Here is a 16,409-nt window from a genome sequence, read left to right as displayed (position 1 = left end):
TCGGTTGAAGAGTCTTATAAGCGTAGTTGTACAAACGTCGCTGCCGCACACGCAAGAAAAAGGCCAGCGCATCAGGCTGGCCTTCTTACTGTAGCGCCGATCTTAGAAGACGTTGATCGGGTAGTCGATGATCACACGGTATTCATCTGTGTCAGTGTCCAGTGCACCGTAACCGTTGCCGCCACGGTTGGTCGCCCATTGCAGGCGTACCGCCAGGTCTTTGGCCTGGCCGCTTTGCACCACGTACTTGAGGTCGATGTCGCGCTCCCAGTGCTTGGCGTTGCGACCTTCGGCGCTGTACCACGAGGCGTAGCCCTTGCTGTCCGGGTCGACCTTGGTCAGGTCCAGCGTGCCGCGCGAGTACGATACCGCCGAGGTCAGGCCAGGCATGCCGACGCCTGCGAAGTCGTAGGCGTATTTGAGTTTCCACGAGCGCTCGTTCGGGCCGTTGAAGTCCGAGTACTGCTGGGAGTTGTCGAGGTAGATGCTGTCGCCCTGACTGATGTAGTCGAACGGCGTGTTGCCGTTGACCCGCTGGTACGCGGCGGTGACGCTGTGGCTGCCGATGCCGACGGTGAAATGCAGGCTGTAGGTGTTGTTGTCGATGTTGCCCAGCAACGCGTCGCCGGTGTCCTGCGTGTGATAGAAGTGCAGGCCCGGGTTGAGGGTCACCAGATCGTTCAGCGCCCAGGTGTAGTCGAGGTCGTAGTAGTACTGGTTCCAGATGTCCTTCAGCTCGGAAGCATACAGACTGCTGGTCAGGCCTTCGACACCGCTCCAGGCCACGCCGGCCCAGTTCAGGTGCTGGCTGTCATCGTGTTCGGCGAGTGTACCGTACGAGGTGCCGATGCGTTTGTGACCGCTCTGGTTGTACGGTTTGGTGAAGCTGGCCTGGCCGCCTTCGATCATCCAGCCGTCGAAGCTGTGGTTGGTCAGGCTGACACCGCGAAAGGTCTGCGGCAGCATGCGGCTTTCACCGCCGGCGATCACCGGGTTGGTGAGGAACAGGTCACCGGCCTTCAGTTCGGTATCGAACGCGCGCATTTTCAAGGTGCCGCCCGCGGTGGAGAACGAACCCGGCGCTTTGCCGTTGCCATCGCTGACCGGCAGGATGCTGGAGTTGTCTGTACCGCCACCGCCATCAAGTTTGAGACCGAGCATGGCGTGGGCATCGATGCCGAAACCGACCGTGCCTTCGGTGTAGCCCGATTGGAATTTGCCGAGGAAACCCTGGCCCCACTCGATGTTGTCGTCCGCTTTCTGCAAGCGGTTGCGATTCATGTAGTAGTTGCGGGCGTTGAGGTTGAGGCTCGAGCCTTCGACGAAACCTTCTTTTTCGGGTTCGGCGGCGTGGGCGGCGGGGGCAATCGTTGCGGCAATTGCAATGAACAGCGGAGTGAAGCGAACTGGGTAACGCACGTGCGGTAAAGCTCCTTGGGTCAACTGACACTTCAATGTTTTGAGGTGCGGGATGTTTCTAATTGTAAGAGACGAACCAGACCGCTTGCACACCACAACGAAAAAAGGCCGCTGAAAATCAGCGGCCTGGAAGGACGACGGTTGAACGGGAAGAGCCAAACAACCGCGTCGAGGGAAACTTTGTGCGGTGCGCGACTCAGCTGTCTTTCTCGGCTGCCTGAGCCTGGGAAGTTGCAGCCTGAGGGGCTTGCGTGGCGTCTTGGGCTTTGGCCATCACTTCTGCCTGATGCTGTTCGAATGCGTGAGCGCGAGCGGCGTTTTGCGCTACAAACGTCTGGGATTCTTCAGCCATCGCCATCGGCGACAGGATCAATGAGGACAAAACGAAAGCGCTGGCAATACCCATACTGTTGGACATCTTGAAAACCTTCTTGCTTGGCAAGTGCTGTTTGGTGCGGGCAAAGATAAGGTTGCCGAGCGTTGGGAAACAGCGTGATTTTCATAAATGACTGTTACAGCAAAAGCAAAGATCAGTAGGGGATGTTCATTCCCACACAGAGCGTGGGAGTGATGCGGGGCGGGGTCAGACCGGCAAATGAATCCCGAAGGTGTTCATGCCGCGATCACTGCGCACGAACACATCACCGCCATGCATCAGCGCAATCGCCTTGACGATCGCCAGCCCCAGGCCATGGTTATTGCCGCTGTTACTGCGCGACGCATCGACCCGGTAGAAACGCTCGAACAGTCGGGGCAAATGCTCGTTGGCAATCGGTGAACCGGGGTTGGCCACGCCGATGCTGACTTGATGCTCCTCGACCGCGATCTGCACTTCGATCACCTGACCCGGTGCGGTGTGCTGCACCGCATTGCTCAGCAGATTGATCAAGGCCCGGCGCAGATGGGCGATTTCGATCTGCACCTGCGCGTCGCCGCTCACCCGAACCTGGACCTGCGCATCTTCGAGGATGAAGTCGAGGTATTCGAGGGTGGTCGCCACTTCATCGGCGAGTGACGTCGAGGTCAGTTTGGTGGCCTTGCTGCCCTGATCGGCGCTGGCCAGAAACAGCATGTCGTTGATGATCGAGCGCAGACGTTCCAGCTCTTCAAGATTGGATTGCAGCACTTCGAAATAATGTTCGGCGGAGCGCCCGCGCGTCAGGGCGACCTGGGTCTGACCGATCAGGTTGGTCAGCGGTGAGCGCAGTTCATGGGCGACATCGGCGTTGAAGGATTCGAGCCGCGAATAAGCTTGTTCAACCCGTTCCAGCGTCGAGTTGAATGAGTCGACAAACTGCTCAAGCTCCGGGGGCAGCGGCGACAAACGCAAGCGTCCAGCTCTGAGCGGTGGTGCGAGTCTTTGAGCTTCATGGGACAGTTTGATCAGCGGCTTGAGGCCGATCCGCGCCACCCAGTAACCCAGCGCCGAAGCCATCAACACGCCGACAATCGCCAGGCCGATCAAGGCGATCAGCAGATTGTGCTGGGTCTGGTGAAAGGTCTCGGTGTCGATGCCGATCATGAAGCGCAGCGGCGGGCGTTGGTCCTTGGCCGGGAACTGGCTGACCAGCACTTTCAACGGGTAGGGCTGGTCGGGCAATTGCAGGTCACGCATGCCTAGCGGGCCATTGGCGAAGTCGCGAATCAGCGGGGTGAAATTGCCGTACTCGTACTGCGGATCGCCGCTGCTGATCCAGAAACTGATGCGTTTGTCTTCTTCGCCCAGCAGCTTGAGTTTGCTGTTGATCTTGACCCAATGCTCGGGCGTGCCGTAACGGCCGACGGTGGATTCGAGCACGCTGTAGCGTGCGTCCAGCTCGGCTTCCGGCAGCAGCCCCAAGCCCTTGTCCACCTGCTGATACAACGCACCGCCGATCAACAGAAACACCAGCAGCGCCACCAGCGTGAACATCCCGCTCAAGCGCAGGGCGATTGAATTACTGGACACCACGGCTCTCCAGCACATAACCCATGCCACGGATGGTGTGCAGCAGTTTCTCGTCGAACGGCCCGTCGAGCTTGGCTCGCAGACGCTTGATCGCAACCTCGACGACGTTGGCGTCGCTGTCGAAATTGATGTCCCAGACCATTTCCGCAATCGCGGTTTTCGACAGGATCTCGCCCTGACGCCGGGCCAGCACGCTGAGCAGTGAAAACTCCTTGGCGGTCAAATCCAGTCGCGTGCCGGCGCGGGTGGCCTTGCGACTGATCAGATCGATCCACAGGTCGGCGATGCTCACCTGCACCGGTTCATGGCCACCGCTGCGGCGGGTCAGCGCTTGCAGGCGCGCCACCAGTTCGAGGAAGGAAAACGGTTTGCCGAGGTAATCGTCGGCACCGTCGCGCAAACCACGGATCCGGTCTTCGACCCGTTCGCGGGCGGTGAGCATGATCACCGGCGTCTGCTTGCGTGCACGCAATGCGCGCAGTACGCCGAAGCCATCGAGACCCGGCAGCATCACGTCGAGAACGATCACCGCGTAGTCGCTTTCCAGCGCCAGGTGCAGGCCCTCGATGCCGTCGCGAGCCAGATCCACGGTGTAACCCTGTTCCGTCAGGCCGCGGTGCAGGTAGTCCGCGGTTTTCTCTTCGTCTTCGATAATCAGAACGCGCATGACCCGCCTCAGTCTGTCGTTGCCAGCGCCGCGACGGGCGATGGTTTGGGCTTGTGGAACAGCCGCTCAAGCCACAAGTATATGACCGGTGTGGTGAACAGCGTCAGCATCTGGCTGACCAGCAGGCCGCCGACAACGGCGATCCCCAGCGGCTGGCGCAGTTCAGCGCCGGTGCCGTAGCCGAGCATCAGCGGCAGGGCGCCGAGCAGGGCGGCGAGGGTGGTCATGATGATCGGCCGGAACCGCGTGATACACGCCTCGAAAATCGCGTCTTGCGGCGACAGCCCGCGATGACGCTGCGCTTCAAGGGCGAAGTCGATCATCAGGATGCCGTTTTTCTTCACGATGCCGATCAGCAACACCAGCCCGATCAAAGCCATGATCGAAAAGTCCTGGCCGCAGATCCACAGCATGATCACCGCGCCAAGGCCTGCTGCTGGCAGGGTCGAGATGATCGTCAGCGGATGGACAAAGCTTTCATAGAGCACACCGAGAATGATGTACACCGCCACCAGCGCCGCCAGAATCAGCCATGGCTGGCTGGCCAGCGAACTCTGGAATGCTTGGGCCGCACCCTGGAAGTTACCGCTGATTGCGGTCGGCATGCCGATCTCGGCCTTGGCCTGATTGAGCAGGATGACCGCGTCGCCCAACGCCACGCCGGGCGCCAGGTTGAACGACAGGTTGGCGGCCGGGAACATGCCGTCGTGAGCGATGGACAGCGGGCCGATGGTTGGCGCGTCGAATCGGGCCAGCGCCGACAGCGGCACCATTTCTCCGCTCAGTGGCGAGCGCAGGTAGAAATAGTTGAGGCTTTCAGCCTTGCCGCGCTGTTTGGTGTCCAGTTCCAGAATCACGTTGTACTGGTTGACCTGGGTCTGGAACTCGTTGATCTGCCGCTGCCCGAAGGCGTCGTACAGCGCCTCGTCGACATCACTCGCCGTCAGGCCGAATCGCGCGGCGGCGCTGCGGTCGATGCTGATGTGGGTGATGCTGCCGCCCAGTTGCAGGTCGTTGGAAATGTCGCGGAACGCCGGGTTGCTGCGCAGTTTTTCGGTGAGTTTCTGGGTCCAGGTGGCGAGCGTCGGCCCGTCGTTGCTCTTGAGCACGTATTGATACTGCGCACGGCTCGGGCCGGAGCTGAGGTTGATGTCCTGGCCTGCGCGCAGGTAAAGCACGATGCCGGGGACTTTCATCAGTTGCGGGCGGATGCGGTCGATGAACTGGCTGGCGGAAACATCGCGATCACCGCGTTTTTTCAGGGCGATCCAGAAGCGGCCGTTAGCGATGGTCTGGTTGCTGCCGGACACGCCGACCGAATGGGAAAACGCCTGCACGGCCGGGTCGGCGGCGACGATTTCGGCCATTGCCAAGTGCTTTTTCACCATGTCGCTGTAGGAAATATCGGCGGCGGCTTCGGTGGTGCCGAGGACGAAACCGGTGTCCTGCACCGGAAAGAAGCCTTTGGGGATAAAGATGTAACCGCCAATGGCCATCGCCACCGAAACACCAAACACCGCGATCATCAGTTTCTGGTGGGCGAGGGCGCGGCGCAGGCCTTTTTCGTACCAGCCGAGCAGGCGTTCGCTGAAACCCGGTTTGTCATGGGCGTGGTGCACCGGTTTGCGCATGAACAGCGCCGCCAGTGTCGGCGCCAACGTCAACGACACCACCACGGAAATCATGATGGTCGAGGTGGCCGTCAGGGCGAATTCCTTGAACAAACGCCCGACCACGCCGCCCATGAACAGCAGCGGAATGAACGCGGCCACCAGCGAGAAACTGATCGAGACCACGGTGAAACCGATCTCGCCGGCGCCCTTGACCGCCGCTTCGCGCATGCTGTCGCCGGCTTCCAGGTGACGGTGAATGTTCTCCACCACCACGATGGCATCGTCGACGACGAACCCGACCGCCACCACGATGGCCACCAGCGTCAGGTTGTTCAGGCTGAAGCCGAGCAGGTACATCAAGGCGAAACTGGCGGTCAGCGACACGCCGAGCACCGCGGACACGATCATCGTCGCCGACAATTGGCGCAGGAACAGCGCCATTACCGCCACCACCAGCAGGATCGCAATCAGCAGGGTGATTTCCACTTCATGCAGCGAAGCGCGAATGGTCTGGGTGCGGTCGATCAATACCTTGACCTGCACCGAGGCCGGCAGCATGGCTTCGAGGCCGGGCAGGGCGGCTTGAATGCGATCCACGGTCTCGACGATGTTGGCCCCGGGTTGGCGGGAGATCACCAGGTTCACCCCCGGTTGATCGCCGGCCCACGCTTGCACGTAGGCATCTTCCGAACCGTTGACGACTTTGGCGACATCTTTCAGGTGAACCGGTGCACCGTCCTTGTAGGAAACAATGAGCTGGCTGTATTCCTCGGGGTGGAACAACTGGTCGTTGGTCGACAGGGTGGAAATGCTCGACTCGCCGTACAACGCACCTTTGGCGAGGTTGAGGCTGGTCTGCTGGATCGCCAGACGTATGTCGGCGAGGGTCAGGCCGATGGCCGCCAGTTTGTCCGCCGAGGCCTGCACGCGAATCGCCGGACGTTGCTGACCGGTGATGTTGATCTGGCCTACACCATCGATCTGACTGATCTGACGCGACAGCAGGGTTTCCACCAGGTCACTGAGTTCGGTGCCGGGCATCTGGGTCGAGCTGACGCTGAGGATCAACACCGGGCTGTCCGCCGGGTTGACCTTCTTCCAGGTCGGCAGGGTCGGCATGTCTTTCGGCAGTTTGCCGGCGGCGGTGTTGATCGCGGCCTGCACTTCCTGGGCGGCGGTGTCGATGCTCTTGTCGAGGGTGAATTGCAGGGTCAGCAGACTGGAGCCCAGCGCACTGCTGGAGGTCATCTGGGTCATGCCGGGAATGGCGCTGAATTGCACCTCCAGCGGCGTGGCCACGGACGAGGCCATGGTGTCCGGGCTGGCGCCGGGCAGTTGGGCGGAGACCTGGATCGTCGGAAATTCCGCTTCCGGCAGCGGGGCAATCGGCAGGCGCGGGAAGGCAATCACCCCGACCAGCACCAGCGCGATGGTCAGCAAAATCGTCGCCACCGGGTGATCGATGCACCAGGTCGAAACGCCTTTGTGCTGCTTCATGGCTTGGGCTCCGCTTGCACCACTTGCGGCGGTTCGCTCATGACCTGCACGGTCGAACCGGGTTTGAGCCGCGACTGGCCATCACTGACCAATACATCGCCGGGTTTCACGCCCTTGATGATGTCCTGGCCGCTGCCCTGGTAAACCATCTGCACCTGCACGGCTTCCACCTTGTCGCCGTTGACCCGGTACACGAAGTGTTGGTCGAGGCCGCGTTGTACGACGGTGGGCGGGACCACCAGCGCATCTTTATCCAGTGCTGTCTGAATCTTTACCGTCACCAGCAGGCCGGGCCAGAGCTTCTGATTGGGGTTGTCGAATTCGGCCTTGGCGCGGATGGTGCCGGTGTTGGCGTTGATCTGGTTGTCGATCAGGATCAGGTGACCTTCGCCGAGCAGGTTGCCGGTTTCGCCGTCGGTGTCGGCGCCGATGTACGCCTTGACCTGTGCGCGCTGCGGATCGCTGATCAGGCCCTGTAGGGTCGGCAGCATTTGCTGGGGCAGGGAAAATTCGACGGCGATCGGATCGATCTGAGTCACGGTGAACAGACCCTGGGTGTCGGTCATGCGCAGGAAGTTGCCTTCGTCGACCGTGCGTATCCCGACGCGTCCGGTGACCGGGGAGCGAATCTGGGTGTAGGAAAGTTGTACCTGCGCTGCGTCAATTGAAGCCTGATTGCCCTGAGCGGTGGCCTTGAGCTGGTTGACCAGTGCCTGTTGCTGATCGTAGGTCTGCTTCGATACACCGTCGTCGACGCTGAGCAGTTTGTAGCGCTTGAGATTGACCAGCGCCACTTGCAGTTGCGCCTGGCTTTCGCCCAGTTGCGCCCGGGCCTGGTCGAGGCTGGCGCGGATCGATCGGTCGTCGATGGTAGCGAGCAAGTCACCCTGTTTCACCAATTGACCCTCTTTGACCAGAAGCTTGGTGAGGATGCCGTCGATCTGCGGGCGTACTACTACGCTGTGCAGCGAGAGGACCGAGCCGATGCCGCTGGTGTAGCGGGGGACGTCTTTTTCGCTGACGGCGACGACCCTGACCGGGATGGCGGTGGGGGTTGCCAGTTTGGCCGGGGCGGGTTTTACCGCGTACCACAGGCCGGCGGCTGCGAGGGCGATCAGCAGGGTGGCGAGCAGGGCCTTTTTCTTCTGGATTTGCATGCTTGTGGGGCGCCAGGGGGACGGGGTTTGGGCAGGTTGGTTCTTTATAAACTTGTTTGGGGGTCAGGAGGGTGACGGCTAGCTGACGGCGCTGTCAGTTTCGGCTTTTGGCTTGGCGGCCTTTGGGCCGACCATGCTGTTTTTGGGTTGTGTGTATATCCGTTTTTGCGGGTGTTGCGGCTGGCGGTTTCGCCCTTACGGCGAGTCCCTTTTTCAAACGCCAAAAAGGAACCAAAAGGCTTGGCCCCTGCGTTCGGCGCCTCGCTGTGGCTCGGCGTTCCTTCGTTCCGGGATTCATCCGGGAGCATCGCCTACGGTTTGCTTCGCTGCACCTCCTCTCGATGTGTTCGACTTCGTCGAACGGTCGCTGCGCTCCCACCCCCGGATGAATCCCTCCACTCAGCCTTCCGACGGGGCCGGCAAGTCAAAAGCTTTACTCGAGCTAACGCTCATCGTGTTGAGTGGTGGAAGCAGGAGCAGGAAGCAGATGTGGAAACAGGAGTTGAGTTGCTTGTTTTTTAAACCTGAATTCACCTCGGTATTTCACGTCGGCGTATTTCATTTAAACAACACGGTCAGTCCCCTCTCCCTTCGGGAGAGGGCTAGGGTGAGGGCAGCTCTTGAAGTTGTTTAAATTTCAACAACAACTCCGGACCCTTCCCACAACGTTTTCAGGTTGTCCGTCGGAAGCACGCTCTCTAGTCTTTGGCTGTCGCAGAAAACTCTGCGATCGGGTGTGAGAACCCTTAGGAACTGTTAATCCATCATCAGTACCACCATAATTGCCGCCGGCTTATCTGCTGCTTGCAATGTTTTATGGCGGCTGTGTGCGGGCGGGCTTCGGTCCGGCCGGATCTGTTCCTACCGGTTTCTCACTCCGCACATAGCTGCCACCACCTCGTCGCGTGAGAAACGACGAGTGCTGGCTATTGAACAGGAACATTTCAATGACGAAGCCCGTACCCGACCCACCTCTCGAATCACCCACCCCACTCGAAGACGCCATGCGCGCCGAAGACCTCGCCCGTAACCGCGAAGCCATCAAACGCGCCCTCGATTATTACCTCTGCCCCAACCCTGCCAAGCCTCGCCCGAGCACGATGTACATGGTCACTCCCAACGTCGACACCGAAAGCCTGCTGGCCAATGCCTGCGAATCCCTGGCCTCGGCCAGTACCATCGCGTGCAATTTCGCCAATGAGCTCACAGGCCCACAGCGCAGCACGGCGCTGGGAATCCAGCAGATCATCATGCTGGCCGAGCTGGCGGTGAACAGGGCGCTGGATCGGGTTGATCCGCAGGCGTGATCCGTTAGTCGAGCCGTCCCAAAAAGGGACCGGTCGTACCCTTTTTGGGACTCTTTAAAGTCCGCGCGCGCAGGTATACTGCGCGCCTTCGCGGCTCATCCACCGGGCCGGACTTTTTGCTTCCCGGAGCTTTCATGACTTCCCCAATCGACAACGCTGTGAGCGATGTGCCGGCAGAGCTGGCCGAGGCCGGCGAAACCAAGCCGACCATTCCTGCGTTCAAGTTTCCGTTCAAGCCAGGTGACCTGGCCGCTGCCAAAGCCGCCAAGCAACCGCAATTCAAGGGCAAGGACGGTGACCGTCATGCCAAGATCCCGGGTGTGGCGCCGTCGGGCACCCGTCGTTCGATGGGCAAACGCTGATTCCTCGGCCGTCGCTGTGATTTTCGATCACAGTGATGGCTAAGTGCTCAGTTCCTGAGCCAGATCAACGTTTAACCAGTTAGTGCGCTTAGAGTCAGCAGCCCTGCCGACTCTTTCCAATAAAACGAGCGCGCTTTCCATGAAGATCAATCTCCCGGTGACCGGGCGCAATGTCGATGTTGCGCCGGATGCGAACATTCTCTCGACCACCGATCTGACCAGCGCGATTACCTACGCCAACGACGATTTCATCAAGATCAGCGGTTACAGCCGTGACGAGCTGCTGGGCACGCCGCATAACCTATTGCGTCATCCGGACATGCCGGCGCAGGCGTTTGCTCATATGTGGCAGACGCTCAAGCGCGGGCGGTCGTGGATGGGGCTGGTGAAGAATCGTTGCAAGAACGGTGATCACTATTGGGTCAGTGCCTATGTCACGCCGGTTACGCAGAACGGTGCGGCGGTGGAGTTTCAGTCGGTGCGTACGCGCCCGGATGCGCGACAGATCGCTGCGGCGGAGCGGGCTTACGCGCAGTTGCGTGGGGAGCGTGTGTCGCGTTGGCAGCGGCTGCCGGTGTTGGGGTTGCAAGCGCGGATCATAGCGTTGACCAGTTCGGTGCTGGCGGTGGTGCTGGGGATTGAAGCCTGGCTGCGGTCGGAGTCCATGGGCGTCGAAGCCGCTGCGCTGGTGGCGGGCAGTGGCGCCTGTGCTTTGGGCGTGGGCTGGTTGTTGCGTCCGCTGGAGCGTCTGACCGAGCGTGCGCGGCTGATTGCCGACAATCCGTTGAGCCAGGGCATTTATACCGGGCGGCGGGATCAGTTCGGGCAGATCGAGTTCGCCTTGCAGATGCTCGAAGCCCAGGTCGGCGCGGTGGTCGGGCGGATCGGCGATGCGTCGCAGCGGCTGGCCGGGCATGCGGCGCAACTGGTGGATCATTTGCACAGTAGCCACACCAGTACGCTGGCGCAGCAGGCGGAAACCGATCAGGTGGCGGCGGCGATTCATCAGATGGCGGCCAGTGTGGCGGAAGTTGCCAGTCATGCGCAGCAGGCGTCGGTGGCGGCAGATATGGCGGGGACGGAAACCCGTGAGGGTCATCTGTTGGTCGGCGAGAGTCGCAGTGCGGTGTTGCGTCTGGCGGAAGAGTTGGGCAGGGCGACCGAGGTGATTCATCAACTCGAAGGCCACAGCAGCGAGATTTCCGGGGTGCTGGAGGTGATTCGCAGCATCGCCGAGCAGACCAATCTGCTGGCGCTCAACGCGGCGATCGAAGCGGCGCGGGCCGGGGATGCCGGGCGCGGGTTTGCGGTGGTGGCCGATGAGGTGCGGGGTCTGGCCCAGCGCACCCAGCAGTCGACCAATGAAATTCAGAGAATGATCAGTACCCTGCAAAATGGCGCGCGAGATGCGGTGCTGGCGATGCAGCAGAGCAGCGAGCATGTGGATAACAGCGTCGAACAGGCGCAACGCGCAGCCCGGGCCTTGGACGGTATCAGCGGCCGGGTCGAGCAGATCACCGAGATGAGCCTGCAGATTGCTGCAGCGGTTGAAGAGCAAAGCGCAGTAAGCGAGGACATCAACCGCAACATCGTCAGCATTCGCACGGCGTGTGAACTGACGGTGGATGAAGGGCGCCAGAGCCAGCTCAACTCACAAGACGTGGCGGGGCTGGCGGGGGATTTGCGTTCGCTGGCGCGGGAGTTCTGGGGGCGGCGGCAGGGATCCTAGGCCGCGCGCAGGGAAATGAACGCGTAAGTCTGCGGCGGTTCGGTCACCACCTGTGCCCCGGCCGCCAGCACTTGTCCGGCGACATCATCACCGGAGAGGTGAAACAGCCATTCACTGGACACTTCGCTCAATGGCTGCGCGGTGACCTGATCGATCACCGAGGCAAACACGCCCATGTCCGGCAGGTACGCGGTAAACCCGTCGCCCTTGAGTGCCGTGGTGCGGATGCCGAGTAACCCACAAATCGCATCCTTGGTCCGGATGTCATCGCGATCGGCCTGACGGGAGCGCTGGATCAGCGTCACCAGTTCCTGATCCACCAGTTCGCCACCGACGATCAGTTCCGGTCCCTGTTCCCACGATTCCGGCGGGCAGTCCTTGGCGGCAGGGTTCAACGGGATGTGCGGATTGATTTCGGCGGGATAGATGCGACACACCAGCGGCCGGCGTTCGTAGATGCGGCACAGCTTGTCTTCGTCAAGATTCCGGCAGGGGCCGACGTTGTAGGCGGCGAAGGTGATCGCCACATGGGCGTCAGAGTTTCCGCTGCGCACTACCGCCGAACGACGTTCTGCGTGTTCACGCTGTTGCACCGGCAAGCCCAGGCCGTTGGCGAGAAATGCCTCCACCAGCACGATCACCTGACCGCCGTCAGCCGCCCACATTCGGGCTTCGGCCAGCGTCAGAGGCACGTGATGATCGGTGCAGCATTTGCCGCAACCTACGCAGGAAAACGTCGTATTCATTGAGCGGGCAATCTTCAATCAGGGTGTGAAACGGCGACGTAAAGCCGCCATGCAGGCCTGGATTGAAGCAAGTTGTGCGCCATTCACTCAGGGCTTGGCGGTCGGTCGGATCGAGTCCCATTCGGTGACGTACGCGGTTTTCGACTTTTTGTTGTACAGGCACAGCTCGGTGCCTTGCTGGCCCTTCATGTGTTTTTGCGGGTACTGGCCCTGCAGCAACAGCGCGGTGTAACCGACGCGGTCATCGAATTGCGCGGCGTTGCCGACCGGTTTGGCGTCTTTCAGGCCGCTGGCCTTGGTGCAACTGGCGAGTACGGCTTTGTCGTAGGCGGCCCAGGCGTCGGGGCTGGAAGCGTGGGCCAATGGGGCGATGAGGCAAAGCACTGAGAGGGCGAGGCGTTTCATGATTCGGGCATCCTTGGGTTTAGGCCAAGGTTGGAGTATGCCTGAGCGGGAAAAGTTGTCTTGAGGCCGTCATCGCGGGCAAGCCCGCTCCCACAGGGATTGCTGGCGTATACAGATTTTGCAAACACCCGGAAACCTGTGGGAGCTGGCTTGCCAGCGATGGCGGTCTGTCAGTCCGGCACCAATTCCCGGCGAACCACATACATTCCGGACGTTTCGTACAAGCGCTGCGCCCGATGGTTGTCTTCCAGCACCTTCAGATCGACAAACCCTTCGCGCCGACTCTGAAACACCTTGAAGGCGTGAAGCAGCAACGCTCGACCCAATCCAAGACCTTGAGCGCGGGGATGCACCACCAGATTCTTGATGTAGGAACTGGTCCAGCATTGCGCCACACCGACGACGCCGTCGGCATCGCTGGCGATGAAGCACAGTGCAGGATCGTATTCCGGATCGTTTTCAAACCTCTGTTGCCAGACGTCCAACGCCGGCACTCGGCCGCCACCTTCGCGGTAGCCGATTTGCATCAGTTCATGCACCGCGGATGCGCTTTCGGCGCTGTAGGTAGTGAGTTCGATGCCGTTCGGCCATTCGATGGCCGGCACGTCCTGGCTCAGGTCGCGCCGCATCAGAAAACAGAACGTCTCGCTCAAGACTCAGTGTCCGTGGGCGGCGACGTGTTTGGCCGCTTCGATCAGGCAGTGGGTCAGTTCTGGCGAGGAGAACTTGGTCAGCACCCCGTTCGCCCCGGCGAGCCGGGCCTTTTCGCTGTTCATCGCGCTGTCCAGCGAGGTGTGCAGCAATACGTAGAGGTGGGCGAAGTCCGGGGTCTCGCGCAGGGTCCGGGTGAAGGCGTAGCCGTCCATCTCGGACATTTCGATGTCGGAGACGATCAGGTTGATCTGCTGCGCCGTGCCTTGCAGGTCCAGCAGGCAGTCGATCGCTTCCTTGGCGCTGCGGGCGGTGTGGCATTGCAGGCCGAGGTTGCGCAGGGTGTGCACCGATTGCTGGAGCGCCACCTGGCTATCGTCGACCACCAGAATCCGCGCGTTGCCCAGCACTTCGGCGTCTTCCATGCTCAGGTCGGTCGGGGCCATTTCGATTTGCGCCGGGGCGATACTGTGGATGACCTTTTCGATGTCCAGCACCTGTACCAGCGTGCCGTCGACCGAGGTCACGCCGGTGATGTAGGCGCGGGAACCGCCGGAACCGAACGGCGGCGGTTTGATGTCGGTGGTCAGGCAATGCACGATCTTGCTCACCGCCTGCACGTGCAGACCCTGTTTCGAACGGCTGACGTCGGTGACGATCAGGCAGCCGCCGTTCGGGTCTTCCAGCGGACGCTCGCCGATGGCACGGCTCAGGTCGATCACCGACAGCGAGGCGCCGCGCAGGGTGGCGATGCCTTTGACGTGCGGGTGCGATTCCGGCAGCTTGGTCAGCGGCGGGCAGGGGATGATTTCACTGACTTTCAGCAGGTTGATCGCCATCAGCTTGCCGCTGCGCAAGGTAAACAGCAGAAGCGAAAGTGAATCTGCGCGGGCTTTGTTGGAAGACATAAAAACCTTCTGTGGAAAAAGGTGGTGGGCGAGGGTGGAAATCGCCAGAAACTATTGATGCCGGGTTATCGGCGTCAAAAGGTTGGGCTTTAGGTTAGTTGTCGGGTGGTGGTGTGTCAGTTGGATCGATGGCCCTCACCCCAGCCCTCCCGAAACGTCGGACCGCCCGGAGGGAGAGGGGGCCGAATGCGGGATGCTTCAGAGCTACACCGACCTGAAAGTGCATTGTTGAATCCATAATCGACTCAGTCTTTCAGGTCGGCGTATGGCGCAAGACGACTCGGTCGGCTCCCTCTCCCTCCGGGAGAGGGCTGGGCGGGCGGCGTTCCGATGAGGGTGCTTTTGATCTTGAAGCACATATCAGCCCTTCATCCCCAACCGCTTCGCCATCCTGCCCAAATTCGCCCGGTCCAACCCCAGTTCACGCGCCGCACTGGCCCAGTTGTCCCGGTTACGCTCAAGCGCGGCACTGATCAACTGCCGCTGATACTGCTCGGTGGCTGCACGCAGATCCCCGCTGATCAATGGCAGGGCGGCGGTCGCTTCGGACGGCACCGGCGAGTTATCCACAACCTCACGCGGCAGATCGAGATCCATCGCACTCAAACTGAGAATCTTCGGCCGCACCTTGCAGTTGCCCAGCGCCTTCAGCGCGCTGCGGCCGATCAGGTGTTCCAGTTCCCGCACATTGCCCGGCCAGGTGTAGGCAAGCAGCGCTTCTTGCGCGTCGCTGTTCAGGCGCAGGCTGTTGAGGCCCATGCGCGAGCGGTTCTGCTCCAGGAAGTAACCACTGAGCAGCAGCACATCTCGGCCCCGGTCACGCAGCGCCGGCACCCTCAACGGGTACACACTCAAGCGATGGTAGAAGTCGGCGCGGTAACGGCCGCTGCGCACTTCTTCGGCCAGGTCGCGGTTGGTCGCGGCGATCAGGCGCACGTCGACCTGGTGTTCCTTGTCCGACCCCAAACGTTGTAACTGGCCGCTCTGCAAAACCCGCAACAGTTTGGCCTGGACGGTCAGCGACAATTCGCCGACTTCATCGAGAAACAGCGTGCCGCCATTGGCCAGTTCGAACTTGCCGCGCCGGTCGCCGGTGGCGCCAGTGAAGGCGCCGCGCACGTGACCGAACAGTTCGCTTTCCACAAGCGTGTCCGGCAGGGCCGCGCAGTTGAGGCTGATGATCGGTTTGTCGGCGCGCTTGGAAGCAGCGTGGATTGCTTGGGCCACTAACTCCTTGCCGACCCCGGTTTCCCCGGTGATCAGCACGGTGAGGTCGCTACCGCCGACCAGATTGATTTCTTCCACCAGCCGTTTATGAGCCTTGCTCTGGCCGATCATTTCGCGGTTCTGCTGACCGCTGGCCTGGCGATAGACCTCGGCGCGTTGGTGCTCGTCTTCGGCGCGAATCGCCAGACGTTCGATGCGTTCGGCGGCGTTGACCGTGGCCGAAGCGAGGCTGGCAAAGGCTTGCAGGGCGTCGAGTTCGATCGGTTCGAAACGCTCGGGATCGAGTGCATCGAGGGTGATCAGCCCCCAGAGTTTTTCATCGACGAACAGTGGGCAACCGAGGCAGTCGTGAACTTCGAGGTGATCGTCGAGGCCGTCAACCAGTCCGTCATAGGGGTCGGGCAATTCACTGTCGGCAGCAAAACGGGTCGGCCCTTCGCCGGCCAACAGCACTTCAAAGCGCGGGTGTTCGCTGACCTTGAAGCGGCGGCCGAGGGTGTCGGTGCTCAAGCCGTCCACGGCCAGCGGCACCAGCCATTCGCCATCGAGGCGCAACAGTGCGGCGGCGTCGCATGGCAGCAGGGCGCGCATGGCTTCAAGCAGGCGCCGATAGCGCTCGCCTTCGGGCAGTTCGCGGGACAGGTCGGAAACCAGTGGGAGCAGGGCGGTCAGCAGGGATTTGGCGGACATGGTTTTGTAGTCAAAGAGACGCGTTGTAGTCGAAGCGACTATAGAGTGGCTTGTGTCGATCTGACTACATAAATTTCAAGTCA

At 61.1% G+C, this 16,409-nt stretch carries 14 protein-coding genes; 3 read left to right on the top strand and 11 right to left on the bottom strand.

Annotated features, from left to right (window positions below):
- Positions 1-102 precede the first annotated feature (102 nt).
- The 6 genes from JJN09_RS28425 to JJN09_RS28400 form a co-directional block, all read right to left on the bottom strand.
- A complete protein-coding gene (locus tag JJN09_RS28425) occupies positions 103-1,419 on the bottom strand; it encodes an OprD family porin (RefSeq protein WP_249484784.1) in 1,317 nt (438 codons plus the stop codon).
- 196 nt (positions 1,420-1,615) lie between these two features.
- The gene (locus JJN09_RS28420; protein ID WP_249484783.1) at positions 1,616-1,837 is read right to left on the bottom strand and encodes a hypothetical protein; all 222 of its coding nucleotides are present in this window, start codon (positions 1,835-1,837) and stop codon (positions 1,616-1,618) included.
- Between the two features lie 165 nt (positions 1,838-2,002).
- Positions 2,003-3,367 (bottom strand): heavy metal sensor histidine kinase, encoded by a 1,365-nt coding sequence (locus JJN09_RS28415; RefSeq protein ID WP_249484781.1) that lies wholly within the window; start codon positions 3,365-3,367, stop codon positions 2,003-2,005.
- Positions 3,357-4,034, bottom strand: coding sequence for a heavy metal response regulator transcription factor (locus tag JJN09_RS28410; protein ID WP_053123617.1), 678 nt, complete (start codon positions 4,032-4,034; stop codon positions 3,357-3,359). Before JJN09_RS28410 ends, JJN09_RS28415 begins: the two co-directional genes overlap by 11 nt.
- A gap of 8 nt (positions 4,035-4,042) precedes the next feature.
- Positions 4,043-7,144, bottom strand: a complete 3,102-nt coding sequence (locus tag JJN09_RS28405; RefSeq protein WP_249484779.1) for a multidrug efflux RND transporter permease subunit — start codon at positions 7,142-7,144, stop codon at positions 4,043-4,045.
- Entirely contained in the window at positions 7,141-8,301 is a 1,161-nt protein-coding gene (locus JJN09_RS28400; protein ID WP_249484777.1) for an efflux RND transporter periplasmic adaptor subunit, read from the bottom strand. Before JJN09_RS28400 ends, JJN09_RS28405 begins: the two co-directional genes overlap by 4 nt.
- 947 nt (positions 8,302-9,248) lie before the next feature.
- Here JJN09_RS28400 and JJN09_RS28395 point away from each other — a divergent pair.
- From JJN09_RS28395 to JJN09_RS28385, 3 genes are all read left to right on the top strand, one after another.
- A complete protein-coding gene (locus JJN09_RS28395; RefSeq protein WP_249484775.1) occupies positions 9,249-9,608 on the top strand; it encodes a DUF6124 family protein in 360 nt (119 codons plus the stop codon).
- A 134-nt stretch (positions 9,609-9,742) separates the two neighbouring features.
- Positions 9,743-9,970, top strand: a complete 228-nt coding sequence (locus JJN09_RS28390) for a hypothetical protein (protein ID WP_249484773.1) — start codon at positions 9,743-9,745, stop codon at positions 9,968-9,970.
- Positions 9,971-10,109: 139 nt separating this feature from the next.
- Positions 10,110-11,699: a PAS domain-containing methyl-accepting chemotaxis protein gene (locus tag JJN09_RS28385; protein WP_249484771.1), complete on the top strand. Its 1,590-nt coding sequence runs from the start codon at positions 10,110-10,112 to the stop codon at positions 11,697-11,699.
- Here the strand turns inward: JJN09_RS28385 and JJN09_RS28380 are convergent.
- From JJN09_RS28380 to norR, 5 genes are all read right to left on the bottom strand, one after another.
- On the bottom strand, positions 11,696-12,445 hold the full coding sequence (locus tag JJN09_RS28380) for a YkgJ family cysteine cluster protein (RefSeq protein ID WP_249484770.1): 750 nt from the start codon (positions 12,443-12,445) through the stop codon (positions 11,696-11,698). The two genes, JJN09_RS28385 and JJN09_RS28380, sit on opposite strands and share 4 nt — an antisense overlap.
- A gap of 87 nt (positions 12,446-12,532) precedes the next feature.
- On the bottom strand, positions 12,533-12,850 hold the full coding sequence (locus tag JJN09_RS28375) for a hypothetical protein (RefSeq protein WP_249484768.1): 318 nt from the start codon (positions 12,848-12,850) through the stop codon (positions 12,533-12,535).
- A 170-nt stretch (positions 12,851-13,020) separates the two neighbouring features.
- Positions 13,021-13,479, bottom strand: a complete 459-nt coding sequence (locus JJN09_RS28370) for a GNAT family N-acetyltransferase (RefSeq protein WP_249490864.1) — start codon at positions 13,477-13,479, stop codon at positions 13,021-13,023.
- Between the two features lie 27 nt (positions 13,480-13,506).
- Complete coding sequence (locus JJN09_RS28365; protein WP_096822815.1) at positions 13,507-14,409, bottom strand: chemotaxis protein CheV; 903 nt, start codon at positions 14,407-14,409, stop codon at positions 13,507-13,509.
- A gap of 360 nt (positions 14,410-14,769) precedes the next feature.
- Positions 14,770-16,326 carry a nitric oxide reductase transcriptional regulator NorR gene (norR, locus tag JJN09_RS28360; RefSeq protein WP_249484767.1) on the bottom strand — a complete coding sequence of 519 codons (1,557 nt, stop codon included), beginning with the start codon at positions 16,324-16,326 and terminating at the stop codon, positions 14,770-14,772.
- Positions 16,327-16,409: the final 83 nt, after the last annotated feature.

This window comes from Pseudomonas sp. HS6 (genome assembly GCF_023375815.1).
Lineage (GTDB): Bacteria > Pseudomonadota > Gammaproteobacteria > Pseudomonadales > Pseudomonadaceae > Aquipseudomonas.
Note: the sequence above shows the minus strand (reverse complement) of the source record. Positions and strands in the feature narration are given on the sequence as shown.